The sequence below is a fragment of the Methylomonas fluvii genome, from assembly GCF_014850975.1.
In the GTDB taxonomy this organism is placed as follows: Bacteria; Pseudomonadota; Gammaproteobacteria; order Methylococcales; family Methylomonadaceae; genus Methylomonas; species Methylomonas fluvii.
This window is the reverse complement of record NZ_JACXST010000001.1, coordinates 1,331,550-1,353,587: the sequence shown is the minus strand read 5'-3', so window position 1 is coordinate 1,353,587 and position 22,038 is coordinate 1,331,550. Positions and strand designations below refer to the sequence as shown.

Annotated in this window: 19 protein-coding genes; 3 read left to right on the top strand and 16 right to left on the bottom strand. The window is 55.1% G+C overall.

Going from position 1 to position 22,038, the window contains the following annotated elements:
• From EBB_RS06515 to EBB_RS06455, 13 genes are all read right to left on the bottom strand, one after another.
• Window positions 1–2,172, bottom strand: a complete 2,172-nt coding sequence (locus EBB_RS06515; protein WP_192392970.1) for a putative baseplate assembly protein — start codon at window positions 2,170–2,172, stop codon at window positions 1–3.
• A 19-nt stretch (window positions 2,173–2,191) separates the two neighbouring features.
• Window positions 2,192–2,587, bottom strand: coding sequence for a GPW/gp25 family protein (locus EBB_RS06510; RefSeq protein WP_192376399.1), 396 nt, complete (start codon window positions 2,585–2,587; stop codon window positions 2,192–2,194).
• A 2-nt stretch (window positions 2,588–2,589) separates the two neighbouring features.
• The gene (locus EBB_RS06505; protein WP_192392969.1) at window positions 2,590–4,254 is read right to left on the bottom strand and encodes a hypothetical protein; all 1,665 of its coding nucleotides are present in this window, start codon (window positions 4,252–4,254) and stop codon (window positions 2,590–2,592) included.
• Window positions 4,255–4,260: 6 nt separating this feature from the next.
• Entirely contained in the window at window positions 4,261–4,902 is a 642-nt protein-coding gene (locus EBB_RS06500; RefSeq protein WP_192392968.1) for a phage baseplate assembly protein V, read from the bottom strand.
• Complete coding sequence (locus EBB_RS06495; protein ID WP_192392967.1) at window positions 4,899–5,945, bottom strand: phage late control D family protein; 1,047 nt, start codon at window positions 5,943–5,945, stop codon at window positions 4,899–4,901. The genes EBB_RS06500 and EBB_RS06495 overlap by 4 nt, the downstream gene beginning before the upstream one ends.
• A 657-nt stretch (window positions 5,946–6,602) precedes the next feature.
• Window positions 6,603–6,770, bottom strand: coding sequence for a hypothetical protein (locus EBB_RS06490; RefSeq protein WP_192392966.1), 168 nt, complete (start codon window positions 6,768–6,770; stop codon window positions 6,603–6,605).
• A 240-nt stretch (window positions 6,771–7,010) separates the two neighbouring features.
• Entirely contained in the window at window positions 7,011–8,027 is a 1,017-nt protein-coding gene (locus EBB_RS06485) for a CIS tube protein (RefSeq protein ID WP_192392965.1), read from the bottom strand.
• Complete coding sequence (locus EBB_RS06480; protein ID WP_192392964.1) at window positions 8,024–8,536, bottom strand: phage tail protein; 513 nt, start codon at window positions 8,534–8,536, stop codon at window positions 8,024–8,026. Before EBB_RS06480 ends, EBB_RS06485 begins: the two co-directional genes overlap by 4 nt.
• Window positions 8,529–10,028 carry a hypothetical protein gene (locus EBB_RS06475; protein ID WP_192392963.1) on the bottom strand — a complete coding sequence of 500 codons (1,500 nt, stop codon included), beginning with the start codon at window positions 10,026–10,028 and terminating at the stop codon, window positions 8,529–8,531. The genes EBB_RS06480 and EBB_RS06475 overlap by 8 nt, the downstream gene beginning before the upstream one ends.
• A gap of 15 nt (window positions 10,029–10,043) precedes the next feature.
• Window positions 10,044–10,505: a phage tail protein gene (locus EBB_RS06470; protein WP_033157779.1), complete on the bottom strand. Its 462-nt coding sequence runs from the start codon at window positions 10,503–10,505 to the stop codon at window positions 10,044–10,046.
• A gap of 21 nt (window positions 10,506–10,526) precedes the next feature.
• Window positions 10,527–12,704, bottom strand: coding sequence for a phage tail sheath family protein (locus EBB_RS06465; protein WP_192392962.1), 2,178 nt, complete (start codon window positions 12,702–12,704; stop codon window positions 10,527–10,529).
• A gap of 62 nt (window positions 12,705–12,766) precedes the next feature.
• On the bottom strand, window positions 12,767–13,543 hold the full coding sequence (locus tag EBB_RS06460) for a carboxypeptidase regulatory-like domain-containing protein (protein WP_192392961.1): 777 nt from the start codon (window positions 13,541–13,543) through the stop codon (window positions 12,767–12,769).
• Window positions 13,540–14,127, bottom strand: coding sequence for a Pvc16 family protein (locus EBB_RS06455; protein ID WP_192392960.1), 588 nt, complete (start codon window positions 14,125–14,127; stop codon window positions 13,540–13,542). The genes EBB_RS06460 and EBB_RS06455 overlap by 4 nt, the downstream gene beginning before the upstream one ends.
• A gap of 350 nt (window positions 14,128–14,477) precedes the next feature.
• Between EBB_RS06455 and EBB_RS06450 the strand changes: the two genes are divergently transcribed.
• Complete coding sequence (locus tag EBB_RS06450) at window positions 14,478–14,942, top strand: hypothetical protein (protein ID WP_192392959.1); 465 nt, start codon at window positions 14,478–14,480, stop codon at window positions 14,940–14,942.
• A gap of 205 nt (window positions 14,943–15,147) precedes the next feature.
• Here the strand turns inward: EBB_RS06450 and EBB_RS06445 are convergent, their stop codons facing one another.
• Window positions 15,148–16,752, bottom strand: coding sequence for a hypothetical protein (locus tag EBB_RS06445; RefSeq protein WP_192392958.1), 1,605 nt, complete (start codon window positions 16,750–16,752; stop codon window positions 15,148–15,150).
• Window positions 16,734–18,986, bottom strand: coding sequence for a P-loop NTPase family protein (locus EBB_RS06440; protein ID WP_192392957.1), 2,253 nt, complete (start codon window positions 18,984–18,986; stop codon window positions 16,734–16,736). Before EBB_RS06440 ends, EBB_RS06445 begins: the two co-directional genes overlap by 19 nt.
• Window positions 18,987–19,432: 446 nt before the next feature.
• Between EBB_RS06440 and EBB_RS06435 the strand changes: the two genes are divergently transcribed.
• On the top strand, window positions 19,433–19,729 hold the full coding sequence (locus tag EBB_RS06435) for a hypothetical protein (protein ID WP_033157761.1): 297 nt from the start codon (window positions 19,433–19,435) through the stop codon (window positions 19,727–19,729).
• Between the two features lie 42 nt (window positions 19,730–19,771).
• On the opposite strand, the gene EBB_RS06430 is transcribed toward EBB_RS06435, so the two are convergent.
• Window positions 19,772–20,845: a transglycosylase SLT domain-containing protein gene (locus tag EBB_RS06430; RefSeq protein ID WP_192392956.1), complete on the bottom strand. Its 1,074-nt coding sequence runs from the start codon at window positions 20,843–20,845 to the stop codon at window positions 19,772–19,774.
• Between the two features lie 157 nt (window positions 20,846–21,002).
• Here EBB_RS06430 and EBB_RS06425 point away from each other — a divergent pair, with 157 nt between their 5' ends.
• Entirely contained in the window at window positions 21,003–22,001 is a 999-nt protein-coding gene (locus EBB_RS06425) for a hydrolase (RefSeq protein WP_192392955.1), read from the top strand.
• The last annotated feature ends 37 nt before the right edge of the window (window positions 22,002–22,038 follow it).

The following is a 22,038-nucleotide window of genomic DNA, read 5'->3' as shown; positions in this document are numbered from 1 at the left end:
TCAACAAATATCCGGTATTACCGGCACCGCGACCCCCAAACTATCGTCCGGGGTTTGGCCTTCCAGCAAGCCGATGCCGTCCGGCAAGGCCGGCGCGCCGGAACCGCTATCGGCGCGCACGCCCATCAATTCCGGCAACTGGTATTGAGTCAAATTGACCGGCTCGTCGGCGGGCAAACGTCGCCAACCCTTGCTACCGCGCTGAAACAGGCTCAAGGCATTGATGGCCTGCACCCCGGCCACCCGCGCCGCCTGGGTCAATAATTCATTGGCGCGCACCGCGCCGCCCAAAGGCCAACCCGCACCGCGCGCACCACCGGGCGCCAGCGGCCACAGGTATTCCAGCAGCGTCTGCTGCACATCGCGCAGGGTTTGTTGTTCAGTTTCGATGTCGCGCACCTGCACTTTCACACTGACGACAATCGGCACGAATTCCGGGCTTAACACATACAATTCGGTGCCGACCATGGTCCGCTGCAATAGATAGGCAAACACGTCTTTCAACAAGCCCTGGTTGGGCTTGGGCGTGTGTCCCAAAGCCGGTTCGGCCGGCGGCAGCACGAACACGCTGACCACCCCGGGCACATCCTCGCGCGCCGCACGAATGCTGGCACCAGGCAGAAACCCCACCAAAACTTCGGCGCGGGCCACCGGATTGATGGGATTGGCTTCGGTGATGATTTTAAAATCCTGTTGCGTCACCGCTCGGTTGCGATGGGTCAGAAATTGTGGGATGCGTTTTTCCGCCTGCTCGACCGTTTCGGCATCAATGCCGCCGCTTAACGGCCATTCGTGACGCAGCTTGTAACGCGAACTGCCGTTCACCACTTCCTTGATAGTACCGGCCGGCAAATTGCCGGCGCTGCCGCCACCAAATAAATAAACCGTGATACGAATCCGGCTGCCCGACGGCGGCCGTCTCCCCACCGTACCGTCGCCAAAGTACACATAACCGGATTGCGGATTCAATCGATACACTCTGGCATCGGCGGCTTGCCCAGCGAGAAAAGCCACTTGTTGCCAACGTACCCAAGCGCCGTTTTCTTCGACATCGAGTTGCAAGGTAGCAGCCTCGATATTTTGATCGGGCAAGACCACCACCTGATCCGGCTGGCCGGTCCCCATGCCCACCAGCAAATCCTGTTTCAAGCCTTGGGCCAGCACATCAACGGCATTCAGCGCCAGGTAGCCCAGTTGTAAGTTGGGATGTTCCGGACAGCGCAAGCGTAACCAAAACGCCACCCGGCCGGCTTCGACTTGATCGGCCAATTCCGGCGGCCTATCGCCTACACCGCTGAACATCGGATCGGTCGGCACAAACGCCTGAAACAGCGCCGGATTTTTGGGTAAGCGCAAGCGCACCACACCGGTTTGCCGGCCACCTTTCGAGCTGTCGGCCAGCACATCCAAAGGTAGATAAATCGTTTCGCCGGCCTCGCCGGTGGAAACCAGCTCCCAGATCAGCTTGCGCGGATTTAACTCATTGATCGCGTCGCCGTCCAAATTATCGGCGGGCGCGATGCCGATATTGAAAGCCACGCCGGCCAGATGACTGCGCAGCAAGGCAATCTGGCCTTCCAACTGCCGGGGCGCGATGCAAGCCAAGTAAAAGCTGCGATCCAGACTGCCGGTTAAATCCAACACTTCTTTAACCGGCTCGAAACGGCGCGGTTGAAACGGCTCGGGACGTTGGCCGTTGCGCAAACCGTATTGCTCCTGCAAGTCCTGCAAGGTCAAACCCAGTGCGGCTAGATCGGCAGCCTCCAGCTTCTGTTTGATCAACACCTGCAAGCTCAGGCAGGTGGGTTGCAATTCACCGACCGCCGTCAAAATCTGTTTGCCGGCCCGGAGCTGGCTGCCGTCTGCCAACAAGGGTGCCGGCAACACGCTGGTCGGCCCGGCGTCTATGCAGACTATGCCTTTGGCAGGCCGGGCGGCGCGCACCGGGATTTGCAGCAAATTCAGAAACACCCGGCGCTGGCGTTCCGGAATTAAGTTGGCGCGGTACAAAATGGTTTCGGTCAGCCAGGCGAACAAATCCACAAAGCTGTTGAGCGGATCGCCGGGGGCAATCTGCGCCAGTTCCGGCAAATGGCTGGCCAGCCGGGCCTTGGCCTCGGCAACCAAATCCTCGAAGCGTCTATCGTCTAAATTCGGTACCGGTAATGGCATAACGGCCTCTCTTGCAACCTCAAGCCGGCAGGCTCAGGTTTAGCGTGAATCCCAGTTCCGCCGGGCGCTGGCTGTTGCGCAGCCGGTAGCGGATATTGATATGCACATCGGCGACGCTGGCCGGACTGGCCTGCACTTGCACTTCGTCGATTTCCACTCTAGGCTCCCAGGTTTCCAGCGATTTGCGCACCACGCCGGCAATCAGATGGCGGGTGGTTTCGTTATTGGGCTGATGCACGAAGTTTAATAAACCGGCACCGAAAGTCGGGCGTTGCAAGCGTTCGCCGGGCCGGGTCAGCAGGATATTCAGCATCACTTCGCGGATACTCTGATCGTCGCGGGTCCAGCTCAAGCGGCCGTCGGCATCGATATTGCCCAGCGGCCAGCTGATAATCTCGGGTACCGGCGTGCGCATACTTAATCTCCCTTAATCTTTGGAAACGGCAGACAAATCCGTACCCACGGCAGCCAGAAAAACACGATATTCAGCAAGGAGATCATGATCATCAACAAGATCATCGCCACTAGCGTAATCACCGGCAAGCTGAACGAACAAATCCATTGAATCCCAAAGTCCGGGCCGGACGTGTCTTTGACCGTGTCTTCGCTGGCGCCCTTATTCAATTTCAGTTTGTTCATTAAATCGAAGGTATCAGCGGGCGTGATCATCGCCGCGCCCTTGGCCAGACCGCGGCGCAAATCGGCCAGTGACGGCATCTGAATCAGCGCCGGCCGACTGGCATCCGGATCGAAGGGCGCGGCGACCCGAAACTGTATGCTGCGGGTGTCGGCATTGGCCCATTGAATCTGTTCCTGGCCGAGCTGATTTTTGGCGCGCACGAAGGCCACCACTTGATAAACATCACCGGCATTTTGGGCGAATTTTGGCAAGGGGATTTCCTTGACCTTATTCAAGGCTTGGTCGCTGAGGCGTTGCCCCAACAGCACGCGGATTTCCTGGGCATCGGCCGCCAGCAACAACAGTGTCAGATTGAAATTGCCAACCCCATTGGCATTCGGCAAGGCCGGTAATGCCGCCAGTTTGTCCAGCCCGCCGACCGCGTCTATCAATTGTTCTTGTTGAATCAGCCAACGCACCAACGGGTTATCGCCACCCAAAGCAAAGCAAGCTTGCAAATAGCTATAAAAGGTTTGTTGCCGATACGGCGCGAACAAGCCCTGGCTGGTTTCGGTATAGGCTTGGCTTGGCAGACCGGCCGGCAATTTGGCTTCATCGTACAGCCACAACTGTTGACATTGGTTTTCCAGCGCGGCATTTTCGGCGATGCCGGCTTCGCCGAGGTGATAACGGTTGACCAATATTCTCAGCAATTCAAAAAAAGCTTTGCTGGGTAGGCCTTGCGCCAAAGGCTTGCTGTGTTCAGTCAGCCAGGTTTGATTCAGCGGTTGTCGATAACCGAACGGCCACGGCAACATCGCTGCCGCGACGCTGGCGGTTTGCACTTGATCGGCACTATCGAACGCCTGACTAACATCGCGCAGATAATAAAAACCGCCCAGCGGCAAATAGCCGAACAACAGCGTGTGGGTTTTACGCTTGGCGTCGCTGGTTGTTAACACATGCAAGGGATGCACTTCCTCACCGCTGTATGCCGCCTGATCGTCGCGGTTGTGCAGTACGCCATTGGCGCACAGCCGGCGATGCAAATCCGGATCGCGCAATTCGCTGGGCGCGTCTTGCCACCCCAAGGCTTCGCCGTCTTCCAGCATCCAAGCCTGTTCACGGCCACCGCTCAGTCGGCGAATCACGAAGCCGGCCGAGCTGATTTTTTGCGGGTCCAGCGCCGGCTCACTAAATCGGTCGCAGACCACTTCGCAACTGACAATATGAAACGCCCGATGCAGAGGCAGGCGCAACACGGGCTGCTGGCCGTGGCGGCTATGGCGTTCTTCCTGTTGCCAAGCGCTAAACTGTGGCAGATCGAACTGGCGGCGCTGCATATCCTGCTTGAAGCGGTTGATGAACTCCGCATCCAGATAACGATGCAAACCGCATTGTCCGCCCTCCTGATAAAACGGCGGTTTCAGTTTAATGGGATGCAGAGTTTGCTCGGTTTTCATAATCCCTTACCAAATATTGCCGGCGCCCGGCGTGTAAGAACTGCCCACCACCGCGGTGGCGATCACCGTATCGGCTTGCACCACGCCGCTGAACTTGGACATACTGGCATTCACCGTCACCATGCTGGCGTTAATGGTCACCGTGCTGGCATCCACCGTAACGCTGCCGCTGCTGCGTACTGCAATGCCGGAGCTATTAAGGGTGACGCTTTGGTCGGAACGCTCGATGACAATTTCCCCACCGCCGGCTTCGTCTATCGAAATCTTGTAACCGGAGCGGGTACGTAACTCCAGTTTCGGGCCGTTGCCGTCGTCGAAATCCAACACTGTTTCCTGCGGAGTGCGGATCACGTAATGATCTTCCTGCGGATCGGCTTCTGCCGGCACGCTGCTGCTACCGGCCCAGACGCTGCCCAGCACCAGCGGCATTTCCGGGGTGATGAAGGCCAGCACCACAATTTCTTCCAGGCGCGGCACAAAACTGGCGCCATAACCCTGCCCGGCCGACGGTGCGACGATACTGGCCCATAATTCCATCTGCGTCGCCAGCAAGCGCACCTTGATGCGGCCACGGCTGTCCGGGTCCACGTTGTCGGTGACTTGCCCGAGTTGCAAACTGTGCAGATTGCCTAAGGCGTGACTGTTCATGACTGCCATCCGCCTTTGTTGACTTTAAGATGCGTTTCGAAACCGCTGTTGTTATCGAAGCGATGCACGCAATGCACAATCTGGTAGCGACCTTTCAGGCGCGGCGACACGCCGTCCAACTCGATCTCGCGGCCGGGTTTTAGGCTGGCCTCGCCTTGGCAAACAATTTCGCCGTGAATAAAGCGTTTGGCTTGGCGTTTGAACGCGGCTTTGGCATAGGCTTCGGCTTCGCTGCTGGTGCCGGGAAACGGCTGCGGGACAATTTCCGCGCCGGGCCAGCTTAGGTTGCCTAAAGCCGCCGCCGCACTGGTGCCGGTGGGTGCCGGCGTCATCGCGTCAGCGCTGAAATCCACGGCCTCGGCAGTGGCCAAGTTGTAACCGTTGGCCTGGCTGCTGAGCGGTTGATGGTTTAAATCGGCGATCAAGCGCACTTTCAAAGCGCTGTCCTGGGCGCTAAGCTCGACCGGGTTGGGATCGGCTTCTTCGGCCTTGGCCCGCAAGGTATTGCCTGCCAAGCGCACGGCTATATCGAAGCGGTTGCCGATGCGCAACAGAAAGGCCAGGTCACTTTCGTTGAGTTGGTGCCAGGTGGCCGTGATGCCGGACAATGACGCATCGGTTTGCAGGCCCGCCTCACCGGCGATGGCTTGCACTAGTTCGTCCGGACTTTGATCTTCAAAGCTGCGGTTATGCCGGCTGCGCGCCAGTCTATGCAATTTGTCTTGTAACAGCAGGGCGATGTTGGGCGCGCCTTCGCCGTAGCTTTCCTCGATAGCGGTAATCTCGCCGCTGAACAGATTTTGCGGGGTATCGCTGCCCATTTCAATCTCTACGCCGGCGCCCAAGGCGATGTCGTTCAAGGCAAAATCAGGATCTTGCCCACCTTCCGGCCTACCCCAATTAGACAGCTGCAATTCGGCGTGCGCATAGCCGTGTAAGGGCAGATTGACCTGCATCGCCAGCAAGGCCTGTTGCAGGTCTTCGCGTTGTTCGCCGTCGATTTTGATCGTCGGGCGGGAGCTGGTGAAGGCGGAATCGGGCATAGTGCTGTTCTTATTTATTGTCGTTTATTTATTATGTGTCGCTATCGCGACGGTTTTTCTAATGTCGGTTCTCGCACCGACAGCCGAGTGACTTTCGCTACGAAAACCATCCTTGGTTTTCGCCCTGCGGGCCAGCCTGTGGCTGTTCAAATTCGCTCCAGGCGAATTTGTGTTTGGCCAAAGAAAAGTCACCAAAAGAAAAGCCACCCGAATGCCGCTTATTCCCTGCGCTCCTCGCTTTTGAACGGGGTTGCCGAAAGGGGCTTCCTGCCCCTTCGGCAACGTGCGGCATCCTTGCCGCACCCCTTCGGGCCGCTCACTCGGTACATCCATATACCTCGCCCTTCGGGTGCTACGCATGCAAATCGGCTATCCTGCCGATTTGTCCGTTCAAAAGCTCCGGTGCTCGGCGCGGCATACGGGAAGGAAACCCTTCCGCTACTCAAAGCCTCCTAAAACCCTGGTACAAATCCCCTCCCCCTCAGGGCAATGCTGTTAAATTAAGGCTTAAGCGTTCGCTCTGAGCTCGTCGAAGGGTGAATGATTAAGCCGTTCAGGTTCGACAGGCTCATCACGAACGGCTTAACGAACGGCATTGCCCCTCCGGGAGAGGGCAGGAAAGAGGGGATTAAAATTTTTGTTCTCCACTTCCTCCGTTCAATCAATCCTCAACCTGTCCTGCCTTTGCCTGATCAACTCCAGCATTTGCGCCAGCTCGATTTCCGCGGGCGCCAACGGTGTTTGCTGCGCGGCCGGTTGTTGCTCAGCGGTTTCGGTGACGCCGTCTTGCACCTCTAATATCACTTCGTCTATCAATACCGGCATGTCTGATTCCTGCTCAATCAAATCCAACGCCGCTGTCGGCGGCGGCTTTTAATAAGTTGCTTACCGATACGCCGCTACTTTTGCGACCCACAGACCTTGCCCCTGCTTGCTGAGCTGCGGCTGTCGAGAGCGGCCTCTCACCCGCCGAGCCGGAGGCTGCGGGGCCAGCTTGACCACTGGCAGCTGCATTCCGGGCTTCTGGCCTTAACGACGCACTGCCTGTTTGCATATGGGCGGCATTCAGACTGCCCTTTTTTCCAGCCGGGTTAAACGCACCTTCGATGCCGGTACCCAAGCTCGCCGAGTTGCCGAATTTGAATGCAGGACTTGGCGATGCCACCGCTTGTGGTGCCGCTTTTGTCCCCCTGCGCTATTGACAGAACCAGCACCAACATTCACCGACGCTGACAAGCTTGCCGAAACATTGGCGCCGATACCGCCACTGATATTGACGCCGGCACTCAGACCTAAGCCTATCCCTGCGCTAATCCCCATCGACGCACTCAGGCTCACACTCGGCACCGCCACCACCGATAGCGACGGCATTCTGGGCGACTCTATGCCGTTGAACAGCGAGGTATCGCGCCAATTGCCCGCGCCTTCGCCGCTAGTTCCCGGCACCGGCGCGGCCGTTTGCCCGGAACCGCCTTGCGGCCCGGCACCGGTGGAACTCAGGCTGGGCGTGTTGCGGGCGGCTTGTTCGACGGCGCGGTTACGGAACTGGTAGCGGTCCTCGCTGAGCTTTAAGGACACAGTAGCTCGCAGCGGCCGGCCTTCCGGGGAAAAGAAATCCAGGGTTTCGTCAAAGCTTTGCACCAGCCCCAAAAACTCGAACGCGCCCCATTGGAACAGGCAGCGTTTGGGCGCCTTCATCTTTTTGCCGTCTTCTACTGGCTTGATAAAGGTATCAGCGATTTTTTTGGTCTCCAAACGCACATCCGAACCTTGCTCGATAGCTTTCTTGGAGCTGCTGTTGCTGCCGGCACTGCTGGCGGTTTGCCCGCTACCCTGGCCCGCGCCGCCGGGCTGCTCGATATAGGTGGTGTCAAAAATCAATTCTATGGTCAGATTAGACGAGCTTTTATCGACAAACTGCGCCGAGCGGCTATTGCCGTTGCGGGCGTTTTCTTTCAAGGTGTTGGACAGGCTGACTTTCAGGCTGGACGGGTTGAATTGCACGTCAATGGCGTTATCCAAATCAGGACTATCATTGTCGCCGCTGACCGGGATCAGTTTGCCGCGTTCGATGGCTATCATGCCGTCCCCCTGCCTTGCGTGCTGGCCGGCGCCGGCCGTTGCAATTCCAGGCCTTGATGCACCAGCTGCAATTCTTCGATGGCTACCTGGCTGGCGGTGGCCGACAAATCCGGGCCTTTGAATTTGGTCGGCAACACCCCGCTGAGTTTCCAGACCAATACCGCGTTATCGGTGACGCTGCCGCCGCTGACGCTGGGATTGCCGAACACAATAATCTCGCCGCTCAGCCGATAGCCGTAGTTGGCCTGGCGGGTGGTAATGTCGAACCAGGACCATAAATCGTTAATGTCGGTAACGCCGCGTTTCAAAATAATCGGCGCGAATTTGGTCGGCCCGGAGCGATGATGTTCTCCCCAATTATGGCCGCCCTCGTTGATCACTTTGGGCTCCATCGTCGCTTCGAAGCCGGTCACTTCGCTGAAATAACCGCTGCACAACAAGCTGCTCTGGTCGCTGTTGTACAGATTGACCTTGAAACGAAAGGCGACGAATTCGCTGACTTCAGCCATCGACCACCTCCGAGCGCCATTCGCCGTTCAGATTGGCAAAAGTCAGAAACAGCTTGTCTATCGGAAACGCCGGCGCCAGCATGATCTCGTAGAGCATCGCGCCCTCTTGCGGCGTCGATTCACGAATCGAAAAAGCTTGCTCGGCGGACGCGCCACGCAAGGCACCCTGGCTATACAAGCGGCGGAAAAACTGTTCCAGCAGCAAACGCGGGCGGGGATCGCGATAATCCAAATTAAAGATCAATTGCTCGCCCAAGGCCTGCAATTGCCGGCGCAAAAAGCCCAGGAAGCGCATCACTTCCGCGGAACGGAAGCCATCGTAACGCTGGCGGTCGAACGGATAATCAGCGACCGGCAAGGCCGGCACCACCAGGCGCTCGTCATCAAGGCTGAGCTGCGCGCCGCCACTAACCGCGTTGCGGTAGTTGAGCACACTGATGCCGGGTTTATCGCGTAAACCAATCGTTTGAGCGATGGATAAACGCGGATAAGGCAAGGCGTCAGTGTTTAAAGGCTTGGCCGCCATTGAGCGCCACGGGCCGTCGCGACGGGCGACCGCCGCCTGCTGGCCGGCGATCAAGCCGACCGGGCTATGCAAGGCAAAACGCGGCCCGCGCAGGTAGGGAAACAAAAACTGCACATAGCGCAACGCTTGCGCGGTATCCGGATTGCTTTGATACCCGGCCAGTGCGCTCAACGCCGCCGGGTCGAGCACCGGGCTGTCCAACTCGCCGGAATACGCCAGTGGCAAGGTAAACAGACATTGCAGATCCGGCCGATGGCTACTGATGAATTGCAGCATGCCACGCAACACCTGCGGCAATTGCCAAGGCGGCTGCATGTCGATTAACTCATTGCTGTAGCGGCGTTCGCGGTGATCGTCATCGGTGTTTTGCGTGCAAGGCAGAAACTGCGGGTCGTTGTTTTCCAGACGTACCCTGGGAATATCCGGCAGACGCGGTGGTACTTGCAGCCGTTCCAAATCGGGAAAACCGACGACGCCCAAGGCCGGAATCACCAATACACAGGCCAAGCCTTGGAGAGTAGTAACATCGTGCAATTGCGTGTTGTCGGCAGGCAGGAAACCGGCTTGCCCGGCGCTTTCCGGTATCCGCACCACCCACAGTTTTTCGCCGCCGTTGGCGAAAAAATCGTCAACTGCCAGGCCCAGCCAGGCTTTGTTACCGGCCAGCAGGCTGACATATTCGGTAGTGGCGGTAAGCGCATCCGGGAAAATGTCGTGGAATTCGGCGCTGGACTGCAAGGGTATCGGCAGATGGTAAAGCTCGCTGGCAGCGCCCAACAGCAAGTCATCAACTACCCGGCCGTATCCGACCGCGCGCATATCCGCCAGCGCCGCCGGCAATTGCAGCAGGCGTTCAAGCCTGACCCGGCCAGGGCAATGCCCAAGCATGGCCGCTTCCAGCGCCGCGATCCGGCGTTCAACCGGCCGAGGCGTCAGAGCGATGCGCGCTCCGGCTAGCCATTCCATCAGCTGTTGCTCCGCTTAGCTTTGGATGATGGTTTCGACGGAGAGCACCAGCTCTTCCATCGCCACGTCGCTGCCGCCCTTGGCTGTTAGTGTAGGCCCGGTCCATTTGATCGGCATGGCCCTGACCAGTTTCCAGGTCACCACGGCGCTGGCGCTGGTGGGATCTTCGTTTTTAAGCTTGATCACTACGTCACGCTTGGCGGTCACATCGCCACCGCGGATTTGCTCCAGCCAACTGTAAATGTTGTCGGCGCCGATCACGCCACGCTTCAGCGTCACGTCTCCGGCCTTGTTGATGGCCGGGATCTTGCGCACGTAATTCACCGCGTCGTTGCCGTTACGATATTCCGCTACGGTCACTTCCGCATTCAAACCGGACACTTCCGAAAAGCCGCCCTGCACTTCGCCTTCGCTGCCGTCGCCCAGGTTGACCAGATAATTGAACACCCCATAGGGCGTTTCGCGATATGTAGCCATGGTTTATCTCCAGTCCAGGGTTCAGGCGTCGGCGGTTTTTTGGCCGATGCGGAAAATCACAAATTCGGCCGGCTTCAAGGCTGCCACGCCGATTTCGCAGACCAAGCGGCCATTGTCCAGATCGTTTTGGGTCATCGTGCTGCGGTCGCAACGCACGAAATATGCGGTTTTGGCGCTACCCAACAGCCGGCCGTTGACCCACTCGTTGTATAAAAAGCTTTCCACGGTCTGGCGGATGTTGTCCCACAAACGCTCGCCGTTCGGTTCGAACACCGCCCACTGCGTGGATTTGTCGATGGAACGCTCCAGGTACAAAAAGTAGCGGCGAACGTTGACGTATTTCCATTCAGGATCGCTGGACAAAGTGCGGCCGCCCCAAACCCGATGCCCGCGTCCCGGAAACGAACGCAAACAGTTGATGCCGTTAGGATTCAGCAATTCCTGCTGGAAGCGGTTGATTTCCTGGGCAAAACGCAAGGCGCCGATCACCGGCTCGTTGGCCGGCGGCTTGTGCACGCCGCGCTGCACGTCCGTATTGGCATACACACCCGCGACAAAACCGGACGGCGGCACGTTGATAGTACTGAGCAGGCCGCGCGGATCGGCGATGACCACCCAGGGGTAGTACAGTGCCAGCCGTGAATCGTCGAAGTTGGAACGAAACTCGCGCACTTCCGACAGCGCCATGCCGTCTCGGCTATCGACGATGCCGACCCGGTAACGCATTTTTAGACAGTGTTTTTGCACCTCGGCGACGATGGCTTGATGATTGGTGGCGTAAGCCGCAGCAGCCGGGGTCATCACGATGGAAACATCCTCGATATTTTCCAAGGCCACGAAACCGCTGCTGCCGTTGACCTCGTCTTCCACGCCGCCGTATTGCACGGCGCCGGGCACATTGCCGTCGCTGCCGCCCGACAGATTAATCAAATAACGCGGGCCTTGAACCGACATGGGGCCGGGATTTAAACCATTCGACTCGAACAGGCTGTACAAGGCTGCCACCACATCGGCGCCGCTGATACCGGCACTGAGGGTGCAACTGACCGGACTGGTCAATTGGTCATAACGCTTGTCCGGCGTAACGGGCATTACGGCGCTGAGACTGTTTTTTGCATCGGGGGCGCTGGAAATATCGCCGTAGCTATAAATCACCGGACCGTCGCGGCCGCCGGCATGCACGGCAATATCGAAATTGCGCTGCACCACTACCGCCCGCACCGTATTGGGTGCAGCGGCCAAAGCCGCCAACGGCAGGGTGATGTCAGCATTGACGCCCACATTCAAACCGCCGCCGTCCACCACAAACTCGCTGCCGGCCGCATTAAGCGTGCCGCGCAACGCGGTTAAGGTGCCCCAATGCGCCGCGCCGGTATAAGCCGACAAGTTGGTTTCCGCGCTAAGGGTCAGCACCGCCGACGTGCCGTTAGCCAAGGACCCGCTGCTGGGATTTTTCGCAAACACTCGGGTGTAACTCACCGCGACACCGGGACCGTTCACCAAGCCGGCCGTCATCAGTACGCCCTGACTGCCGTCGGCTTGGCCGTTGGGACGCAAGGCGGTACCGCCCGCTACCACATCATCGGCGGTATCCAGTTCGCAGCGGTTGTTGACGATGACGAAATGATCGCCTTCCCGGCGCACCAGGGCGCGGACATTTAGAGGAAAGCGTTCGTCCGGGAATTGCGCGGCGATGCCCGCCGAGCGCACCGCGTTGGTCAGGCCAGTGGCATTCAGAAACACCACTTCGCCTTCGGCGGGCGCCGAGGTGGCCTCGGTTTTTAACAGATTTTCGCTATCGCGCCACAGCAATTCCAGCGTGAAATCGCCCATCACTCCCGGAAAGCGGCTACTGAAACTCAACACATTCGGCACGGACCGCGTCGATATGCCCGGCGCGTTTTGCGGAAAATTGCCGACCCGCGACACATAGAGCTGTTTGCCACCACCATCGAAAAAGGCTTTCGCGGCAATCGCAGTATGGTTAAGTACCGATGCGCCGGCCAGCGCGAGATTTTGGATGTCGCCGTAGATGCGGGTGAATTCGCCAAAGCTAGTCACTACTTCGGGATTGCCTCGCAACGGCCCGAAACGCGTAGGACCGACCACCGCCGTGACGCTGGTCCCCACCCCTTCGATCGATTTGGCGCGAAAGCTAACTTCTTCTACAAACACACCCGGTGCAAGATATTCAGGCATGCTCCCCTCCTTAATTTTTATGTGGACCAGCGTTTAAAGGACGAACTCAACTCATGGATGACTCAATTGGGTTGAACGGCAAGATGATCCCGATTAAAGGACCGGATTAAACTCAAGTCGCCCGGCACTACGGTCAGAGCTAGTGCGGCGGCAAAACTGTTAGCGTTAATAGCGCCGAGCAACATTGGCTGCAAGTCGGCCGGATCGACCGGTAGCGCAGCGCTGGCCGCAGCCGAGGCTGCAATGCTCAGTGTCGCGTTGTACTCGGTTACGCCTTCCGGCAAGGGCGGCAAGCGGTGCATTGCAATGATGAAATCACCATTGGCGTCGGATTGGGCGCGGCAGATCAAATTGCCGCCGACGCCCAGATTGACCGTCAGCGTCAGTAACGCCCATACGGCCGGCGTATTACTACCGGTAAACCTTAGCGTGCCGCGCAAACCGCCACCGCGCCCTAGCTTGGTACCGAATGGGGTCGGATAAAGCACCAAGCTGTGTCCGGCGGCATTGCCGGCTTGAACTTCAAAACGGCGCGGGACATAGCGATTTTGAGTGTCCGCCACCGAGCCGGCAATGGCGTATGCCGCTTCAGACGGCCGCAATTTGTCCGCCTCGCTAGGCGCCCCTTGCACCGTTTTACCGGCCGAGCGTCGCCACAAGGCCGTTTTGCCTGGCGTGTGTAAAAATTGCAGATCGGCGGGGCGGGTATCGAGTTGCAAGACAACGGCTTCGCTGAGCCGCCGCATATCGGCTTCCTGTGCGGCGCTGCTGCCGTCCAGCCAATAAATCACGTCGCTGGCGTAGAGGATATTGGTTTCCAGAACCTTGACGGCTTTCATACCGTGCCTCCCGGAAATACCCGCGTCGAAACCGGCGGACCTTCCGTACGCGGCCGGCGCAGCCGTAGGCGCACGGTGCGCGCCACATAGGGTACGGTGCTGGTGTAAGGCGATTTGAACACATCCCAGATGCGCATCAAATCTTCGGTAGTCATCTCGTCCGGGGCGATATTCAGCACTTCGGCCTGGCCCCATTCGTCGTCGATGTCTTGAATATGCGAGATGTCGAGCTGACATTCGTTGGCAAGCTCGACCATGGCCCAACTCAAAAGATCGGCTTCGATGGTGGCGCTGGCAGCGTTGGCGATTAACAGGAAATGCAGATTGACCGGTAGTTCGGCTTGCGGGGCGTTTTGGTCGGAACCGCGCGGTGCGAAGGTGCGCTGCCGGCCGTGAGGATCGATGGTGATGCGATGCAGGTAAATACCCAGCAGATTGCCGGTGAGGATATTGGCGATGTCGGCGCTACCCAGCAATTTTGCTTGGGCATTGGTGGGCTCGCTGCTCAGCTCGGCAGGTAATCTGCTGGTCAAGAACGATTCCAACGCCAACAGTGCGCCAGTCACTCCCCGGTACGAAGCCATTTCTTCTCCCCCACTCGAGCGGTAGCATAGCCTAGTACATAGGTCTACTGTACGCAAGTCGATTTTGTGAAGCTATCCGCTAATAAAAACCGAAAAAAGCGATACACAGCAAACTAGCCGGCTAAATTCCGTGCCTCAATCAAATAATGGTATTAATTTTTAGCAGAGTTTTTGGAAATTGCTGGCGCAGAAGTCATTAAAATCGGATTAAAAATGGAACACCATTTGGAAAAGGCAAGAGCTGGAGTCAAAAGCACTGAGGCAAAGCAGTAGGAATAAAACAACTATGCGGAGCACGGCAAACCGGGTGAAGATGATACTTACTACAAACCATTAGCCCCAGCCGAACCATGATCTCAGTGAGCCTGCAACTTTTACTGGCCATTTTTTACGCCAATCTCGGCGAATGGTTGATGCACAAATTCATCTTGCATCGTTTAGGCAAACAGCCGGGCAGCATCTGGGCCTACCATTGGTATGAACACCATGCGATCTGCGCGAAACACCAGATGCTGGATCCCGGCTATCGCCATTTGGACTTATCGACCTGGAATGCGCAAACCAAGGAGTTGGCGGTACTGGCTGCAATTGTCATGGTGCATCTGCCGCTATTTTGGTATTGGCCGGTTTTCGTGATGGGTTTATATGGCTCGTTGACGCTTTATTACATTCTGCACCGCAAAGCCCATCTCGACCCGCAATGGGCTAAACAGCATTTACCCTGGCATTACCAACATCACACCCAGCCCGGCTCCGGCAACTGGTGCGTCACCTGGCCGGGATTTGATTATCTGCTGGGCAGTAGAAACAAGTGATGCACGCGCACCCGAATAAAAAATTACTCACCGGGCTGAATGCTTGTGCCTGCGTTGGGCGACAAGCGGCCAATTGCAGACTGCTGCATTTTGACGATCAGTGACCGTGCCTGAATGGATAGCTGTCTGAAAGTAGCTTTATTATTATGCAAAATTTCCCCACCTAACTCACGCTTTTCAACTTTATTAAGCCGGATGGGCTGGCCTATTCAAAACTGCCAGTTTCCCGCCTCTCCAGATCGAATTCCCATTTTTCCTCAGCCAAAACTGCATCTGACAGTCGCTTTTTTTCTTCTACAATCAAAACCGAAAGCACTGGATCAGCCAAGGGATTGAGTTGATCGATCAGTGAGAGTCTCTGCCGCATTATCGAAGCACGAGAACCTGACCAATGACTGGGAGAAAAACGTCGTACTAAAGTCTCGAGAACTGTCTTCTTGTCTGGTGCGATATCTAGTACGGCAATTGCGTCCGCAGAAATTGAAAGAACATTGTCATTGTTCAGATCGTTGGTATTTTGATAATCAAAAAGTTTGCATCCCTCGGCCGCGAATTTACATCTTTCAAGCGGAGAATCCTTACACCATTCGATAACGGCATCTGTCGGCACATCAGCCAAAGCTGTTTCGTCATTCCTACTTGTCTGCAAAATAAGCAAACGTTGCATCGAACTTACCTCATCATTGCAGTAAATCCCGTCTAGCGCATCAATTGGATTTTCCTTGAAAAACGGTCTAAGCAGGTCTCCGCAGCGCATCATAAATTTGAAATCATCTTGCGCAAGCAAATGTTCTATGGAAAGTTTCGTGATTTTGTAAGGGTCGTTTCCTGAAAGTGCAAATTCGATGACTTTCTCAAGATGGTAATCAAAATTGTGGTTTTTAAAATTCAATCGTGCCCAATCTATATCAACTACAAAACCCGAGACATAGGCTTGCAATTCCTTTTGATAGTTCGCGTCTTTGTCAGTAGCGCAATGAATCACCATATAAATGACATCAATCGCCGCCTCCATTCCGTTGTCCAGCTTAGACTTTAGCAGATTCAGCAGCGCAGCAAGTTGTTCCACTGAAAGTGAGTCCGTGGTGCGCCCAAATCTAAGCTGAGTATAGCGCCAACTGGGTGCCAGCCCTATTTCCAGCGACTTAATTAGTCTGCCATATGCAACGTCATCGACTGGCACCGACAGTTGCAGCATGGGGAAATAAGCCGCCCAAACCGGATCGCCGATAGCCGAGTCCATAAAAATTCCGACTTCCTGGGGGTTTACCGAATGCCATCCTACTAACAAGCCGTGAACAAATTGCAGGTCGAATGCCCGGTTAGGATTACTATCGATAATCGCGCGAATTTGAGCAATGAGAGCGCTAACGGCGGAATGTTCCTTACCTATGCCAATACCAAAACAATATGGTTTGTTTGTGTGTCCTGAGTGAAATAGAAAAGGGCTTAAGTCTGATAGAATCTTTTCATCCATGGCAGCGGTTTTTCCAAGAATTTCCGCTTCTTCTAATATCCTTTCGTACCATCCAAGCCCGGAATTATGGTCAGGCTCATCTTCATATTCGCCGTCCAGTTCAACACTGTAATCGCCGCGCCGCAATATTTTCGCCTGAATTTTTCCCCACAGATCGCATGGAGCTAATTGTTTTTCGAGCATTTTCAATTGCGCCAGGGATTCCCCGTTTATAGCCTCTTTTCCCCACCTCAGCGCGTTGCGGATACCTATCCATCCGTCAGGCCAGCCATCCACGGCAGCGAGCTCTTGGGTAACTTCGATTAATTTTTTATTCAGCCATTCGTCCCCCAAAGGCCGCGAATGGCTCGACCCAATATGCCTCTGGCATCCAACCCAACCGGGGTGTCGGATTTTCCAATCTGTGCGGCAAGTTGGACGAAAGCGCCATACCAGTTTCGAAAATCATCAAGTGTTCTTGGATACCACCCATAGCTCCGTTTGCGTGCGCCAAAATCGAAGCTGAAACTGGACGAGAAGTGGTATGCCTCAAGTCCTGCTTCCAACAAACTAATTGCCAACTTTAACTTCGCATCGTCGTTCGACAAAACTAACGCATTTACAAATTCAGTTCGCTGTTTTGGCGAAGCTAGCGTTCCAGAGAAATGCGAATAAAATAACGATTTTAGGGTCTTACGTCCTGAATTAGAGCTTCCTTCCTCGGGTTCGGCCAAAGCAAATTTCAATAAAGTGGAAGCCGCCTTTTCGAATAAATCAGCCTCGTATGCAAGGGATCGAAGCAATCGGGTAAATTCCGCGCGCTTCTCATTGGAATGCGATATGAGTTCTTCGTTCTCGGTTGCCCGAACCAGGGTCTCAAGAACGGCAGATTCGTTAACCGGCGCTATGTTTTCCAGCATTTGCCATTCGAGTTCGTTGAACTTAGTCGTATCCCCTAATAACCCTCCGGGTTTTAACCACTCGCTAACTATGGCGGCGGCTACTTTTGATTCGTGCAAGTAACCCAACCGACGGGAAAATGACCGCGCTACACGCGCAGACGCTTCGGAAACAAATTTTTTTATCAAAAAATTGTGGTGAAAATCCTCCAAACATCGCATCGCTAGACGATTTGCAATGGCATGAGGCAATACCGCGCGCCATTTACCGCGTGCCTGAATCAAGCCTCGTCGTTTCAACTCTGCGACATTCATCAAAAATGCCGATACTGAAACGTCGCCGACAGCGGCGAGTATGATCAACTCAGAACTTTCCGAATCGTCTTCCGCGTCGAACGAATAAATCAGGCTTGCAGCCTTCGCGCATCTAAGAAGCTCGTTGCTTTCGGATTGCTTTTGAATAAACAGGCGCCGGAAAAGATCCTCATCCCTGAGTTGAGCCAACTGTCCTTTCGTCGAAGAGGTTGACGCGAGGGCAAATGCGACCCTAGCGTTACCTGCGGAAAACTCGACAATCTTATGCACGTCCAAGTCGGACAGCATTGGGTAGTGACGCTTCAGTAATTTTGCGATCACTTCATCAGACGATCCTTCCAGCCGGTAGCATGCCGTGCCGGTTGGCAAATCGTCTTTGATGTCATATTCAACAGTTACTAGGCGTATCTTGCTCTCTGGGCGCTGGACGATTTCGGTGAGTTTTGCATGTACGTTCTGTCCGCAGTTGTCGATTATTACCACGCAACTCGATTCATCTTGAATCAATGCTTCGAGCATTGCGGTTGGCTGAGGGTTTGGATCATCCGATAGATCGGTATAGAGAACGTTCTCTCGATCTAGCGCGCTTGATGCTTCTATACGGATGTCAAACAAAGCTTGAACGAGCCGAGTTTTTCCAACTCCAGAGAGTCCGACTATTCGCGCAGAGGTGCGCGGTGTTGACAGTTCCTCTCGAAGGCGTTTAAGGGCGTCAATTACGGAAATCGCTTCATCAGTATTTGGAACGAATACTTTAATCTTATCGTCAAGCAGATACTCATCATCAATAGAATTCTCTTGATAGGCCCAAGGTTCATAGGGTTTCCAGCCTTGGATAGGCCTACGCAAAACGTCCCGTAACCAGACCAAAACACCAGGATGATTTCCGGCCCAGTCGGCAATCCGTCGGCTATCATAAAAGTCGAGTTCAAGGTGTTCATTTAGTCCGTGTTCCTCCAGACACTTCGACATGGCTTGTTTACGACTGATTAGAAACGAGTCGGAACAATTGTCTACGGTCGACACGATGATATACGCGCCGGAATTCTTGCTCAGCTCCACGATTGCCGGACGTAATTTGCCTTTTGGAGCCATTTCACCGGGAATTTTTGAAGGTTCAAACTTTTCGGCTTTGACCTGATAAGCAGTTACCCCCTGGGGTATATAGCCAGATACTAAGGATGACGGTGGAATATCGACTCTAACATCAACTCCTCCGTCTTTCGCTCGTTGATCGCCACCCCATGTGACTGGAGCTGTTCCAATACCTAAGGACTGAAGTTCGGCTTTACAAAGCCGAGCAATCAATTCACGAGCCTGCTCATCATTCAGTTTTTGAACATCCGAGGCTGTGACTTCAAAAAAAGGGTGCATAACTGTGAGTAAAATATTATTAAGTTGTTAGCGTAATCTGCATGTTCAGTATAAGGTTTAAACCAATCGTTTAAATTCAAAACACGAACTTCAGCTAGGGGGGGGGCGATTCCAACCGATTAAAGCCATACAAAATACTAACCAGCGTCAGCTTTGCCATATTTTCATCGCCCGCACTTCGCTTAGACCTAAGAAGCAGCTAACGCCTACCCACCAAACTCGACCCTACCACCAATCCAAACACCAACCCGCGTCACAAGCTTGTCTCGAAACGCAGGAGCAACAAGAACGCCGAATGTGCTGTAAAGCTCCGCGTCACTCGTCACCATCGACTATTTTCTCGATGCTATCGGCAGCATGTCGTTCAATCGTCATTTATTAAGTTTAATTTAAGGACCTGAGGAGATAGTAGCCACCAACACAAACTGAAAGCCGGAGAAATAATCATGAGACAGGCCACATCATTCGATGCCAATAATGCCCTTGCTCAAGTTAAGTACGCCATAAAAGATTTGATACACTCGGACTATGACGATAACGAAGACGATGTGATTTACACCGCGAATAAATTGAATGCTGTACTGCGTATGGTGCACGACAACCATCAGAGCTGGAATGATGAAGCGATTCGGGAATTTGTCATGCGCCAGCATGATCCATTACGACATATCCCGGTTAAATCGGAAAAGCTCCATCACAGGGTGCGCCATATTCAACAGGATATTATCGTTAAATTTTCCTGACTGTAACGGCTACCCGCTTGATGCCAGAACCAGGCAGCAAACCTACAAACCGGGGATTCCCATCTGCTGAATCCGCATGGCGTTATCGCCTTCTTCATAGGCCAGCAGTTTGCCGTCCTTCTGATAAAGTTTGAAAGCCAGGGCATAAGACAATACCCGGATCGGGTAGTCGCGCGGCAGGGTTTGCAGGTACGGTTGCATCGTCACAAAGTCGGTGGCGCCATACTGCTGCATGATAAAACGCAAACCACCGTTGCGCGGCCCGATGTTGTAAGCCAGCAGGCCTAAAAACAAATCGCCGTTCATTTCTTGCAGGTAATGTTTAAAGGTAGCGGCGGCGACAAAGGCGTTATGCCTGGGATCGTTGACTTGCAATTCCTCCACGTCCAGCTCGTCGGCTGCCTCGCGGGTAATGGCTTTGGGCACGGCGGTAATCTGAAACAAGCCTTTGCCGCCGTCAAAACTGTCGCGTGGCATAAACGAGGATTCGGTCGCGGCGATGCCTTGCAGCAAATTGACATCGACATCAAAAGCCTTGGCAGCGTCCTCGATTGCCGGATTGAAAGCATCGGCGCGCACCATCATTTTTTGTAACCCGCCTATGCCGTGGCGCCGATAAGCCGCATAGACTTGATGCGCCAGTGTGACTTTTTCGGCTTCCTGCTTGCCACCGACCAAGGTGCGAAAATGCGTAAAAACTTGGGTGTAGCCGCCGTGCATCACAAACCAACCGGTCGAAGCGGCCAGCACCACGGCCAATGCGGCGGGCAAATAATCCAATCGGCCATGCAACCAGCCGCGCAAGCGCGACCAGGCCAGCAATAGCGCAGCCGCCGCCAACATCAAGATCACCACGCCAATCGCGAACGGCAGCAAACTGGTAAAAAAACCGGGGCCGGACAACCAACTGGCCGAGTAACCGAGCAAAAACATCGTCGCCAGTACGGCGGCAATCATCAGCGCCAAGCCTTCCACTACCATCAGCCACCATTTTGGTTTGCGCAGAGATTTGGCCTTGCGGCGCTGCTTGCCTGGCTTACGCCCTGCTCCGGCTTTTGCCCGGCTAGGCGGGACAGCTTTAGCCAGCGATTTGGCGATAGGAATGGGCCGACTCATCAAGAACAGTGAAACAGGGTTGGAAATAATTTGGAAAATCTCAGACGGATAAGAGCTATACATCCGCCGCAAAGGCGCGCTGGCGTTTGGCGGTACAAAAGGTATATTCCTCTTTCAAACCATCGCCCGACTACTACTATAAAGCAGGTCCACAACCATGCACAACGCCTTCCGCCCGGCCTGGTGGCTGAACAGTCCGCATTTACAGACGATCTATCCGGCGTTTTTGCGGCGCATCTCGCCACCGACTGGCATCCGCCGCGAACGGCTGGACACACCCGATGGCGACTTTCTGGACATCGATTGGGTCGATAACGGCGAACGGCCGCTGGTGATTCTGCTGCACGGTTTGGCCGGCAGCAGCCGTTCCGGTTACATCCAGGGCTTGCAACACAGTTTGCTGGCCGCCGGCATTGCCAGCGTGGCGCTGAATTTTCGCGGTTGCAGCGGCGAGATGAACCGGCTGGCGCGTTGTTATCACTCCGGCGAAACCGAGGACATCGACTTTTTGTTCCAAACCTTACGCCAGCGTTTTCCGGACCGGGCGATGGCGGCGATAGGTTTTTCCCTGGGCGGCAACGTGTTATTAAAATGGCTGGGCGAGCAAGGCGATAAGCTTGAATTATCGGCGGCAGTGGCGGTATCCGTGCCGCTGTTGTTAGACGAATGCGCCGACAAGCTGGATCGCGGTTTCTCGACACTCTATCGCGACTATTTACTGCGCGAGTTGAAACAATACATGCGCGTCAAACTCCGGCATTTGCAAGGCATCGGCCAACACGAACAAGCTGAGCAGATTTTAAAATTAGGCGACCTCTCGGGTATCAAGTCCTTCTGGCAATACGACGACAAGGTCGTGGCCGGCCTGCACGGTTTTAAAGACGCTCACGATTACTATCGGCGCAGCAGTTCCAGGCAATTTTTAAAGCACATCCGCGTCCCAACTTTGATTTTGCAAGCTAAGGACGATCCGTTCATGACCGAGCGCGTGCTGCCGACCAGTGCAGAACTGTCCGACCAAGTGCAACTGGAAGTGTGCGCTAGCGGCGGGCACGTGGGATTTGTGAGCGGTTCGTTGTTTAGGCCGGCGTATTGGCTGGAGGAGCGGATTGGTGGATTTCTGCGGCAACACCTACCATGGCCAACGGCAAGGTGAAATACTCTTGGCGAAGAAGCCTGAAGCCGGCTCCGCG

What these genes read in the sequence shown, in the direction of transcription:
- EBB_RS06480 (WP_192392964.1), bottom strand. Translation starts at nt 8,536, where the DNA reads ATGGCTGAAGTCAGCGAATTCGTCGCCTTTCGTTTCAAGGTCAATCTG.
- EBB_RS06465 (WP_192392962.1), bottom strand. Translation starts at nt 12,704, where the DNA reads ATGCCTGAATATCTTGCACCGGGTGTGTTTGTAGAAGAAGTTAGCTTT.
- EBB_RS06500 (WP_192392968.1), bottom strand. Translation starts at nt 4,902, where the DNA reads ATGAACAGTCACGCCTTAGGCAATCTGCACAGTTTGCAACTCGGGCAA.
- EBB_RS06515 (WP_192392970.1), bottom strand. Translation starts at nt 2,172, where the DNA reads ATGCCATTACCGGTACCGAATTTAGACGATAGACGCTTCGAGGATTTG.
- EBB_RS06440 (WP_192392957.1), bottom strand. Translation starts at nt 18,986, where the DNA reads ATGCACCCTTTTTTTGAAGTCACAGCCTCGGATGTTCAAAAACTGAAT.
- EBB_RS06430 (WP_192392956.1), bottom strand. Translation starts at nt 20,845, where the DNA reads ATGAGTCGGCCCATTCCTATCGCCAAATCGCTGGCTAAAGCTGTCCCG.
- EBB_RS06425 (WP_192392955.1), top strand. Translation starts at nt 21,003, where the DNA reads ATGCACAACGCCTTCCGCCCGGCCTGGTGGCTGAACAGTCCGCATTTA.
- EBB_RS06460 (WP_192392961.1), bottom strand. Translation starts at nt 13,543, where the DNA reads ATGAAAGCCGTCAAGGTTCTGGAAACCAATATCCTCTACGCCAGCGAC.
- EBB_RS06490 (WP_192392966.1), bottom strand. Translation starts at nt 6,770, where the DNA reads ATGCCGGTATTGATAGACGAAGTGATATTAGAGGTGCAAGACGGCGTC.
- EBB_RS06485 (WP_192392965.1), bottom strand. Translation starts at nt 8,027, where the DNA reads ATGATAGCCATCGAACGCGGCAAACTGATCCCGGTCAGCGGCGACAAT.
- EBB_RS06435 (WP_033157761.1), top strand. Translation starts at nt 19,433, where the DNA reads ATGAGACAGGCCACATCATTCGATGCCAATAATGCCCTTGCTCAAGTT.
- EBB_RS06505 (WP_192392969.1), bottom strand. Translation starts at nt 4,254, where the DNA reads ATGAAAACCGAGCAAACTCTGCATCCCATTAAACTGAAACCGCCGTTT.
- EBB_RS06495 (WP_192392967.1), bottom strand. Translation starts at nt 5,945, where the DNA reads ATGCCCGATTCCGCCTTCACCAGCTCCCGCCCGACGATCAAAATCGAC.
- EBB_RS06510 (WP_192376399.1), bottom strand. Translation starts at nt 2,587, where the DNA reads ATGCGCACGCCGGTACCCGAGATTATCAGCTGGCCGCTGGGCAATATC.
- EBB_RS06450 (WP_192392959.1), top strand. Translation starts at nt 14,478, where the DNA reads ATGATCTCAGTGAGCCTGCAACTTTTACTGGCCATTTTTTACGCCAAT.
- EBB_RS06470 (WP_033157779.1), bottom strand. Translation starts at nt 10,505, where the DNA reads ATGGCTACATATCGCGAAACGCCCTATGGGGTGTTCAATTATCTGGTC.
- EBB_RS06455 (WP_192392960.1), bottom strand. Translation starts at nt 14,127, where the DNA reads ATGGCTTCGTACCGGGGAGTGACTGGCGCACTGTTGGCGTTGGAATCG.
- EBB_RS06475 (WP_192392963.1), bottom strand. Translation starts at nt 10,028, where the DNA reads ATGGAATGGCTAGCCGGAGCGCGCATCGCTCTGACGCCTCGGCCGGTT.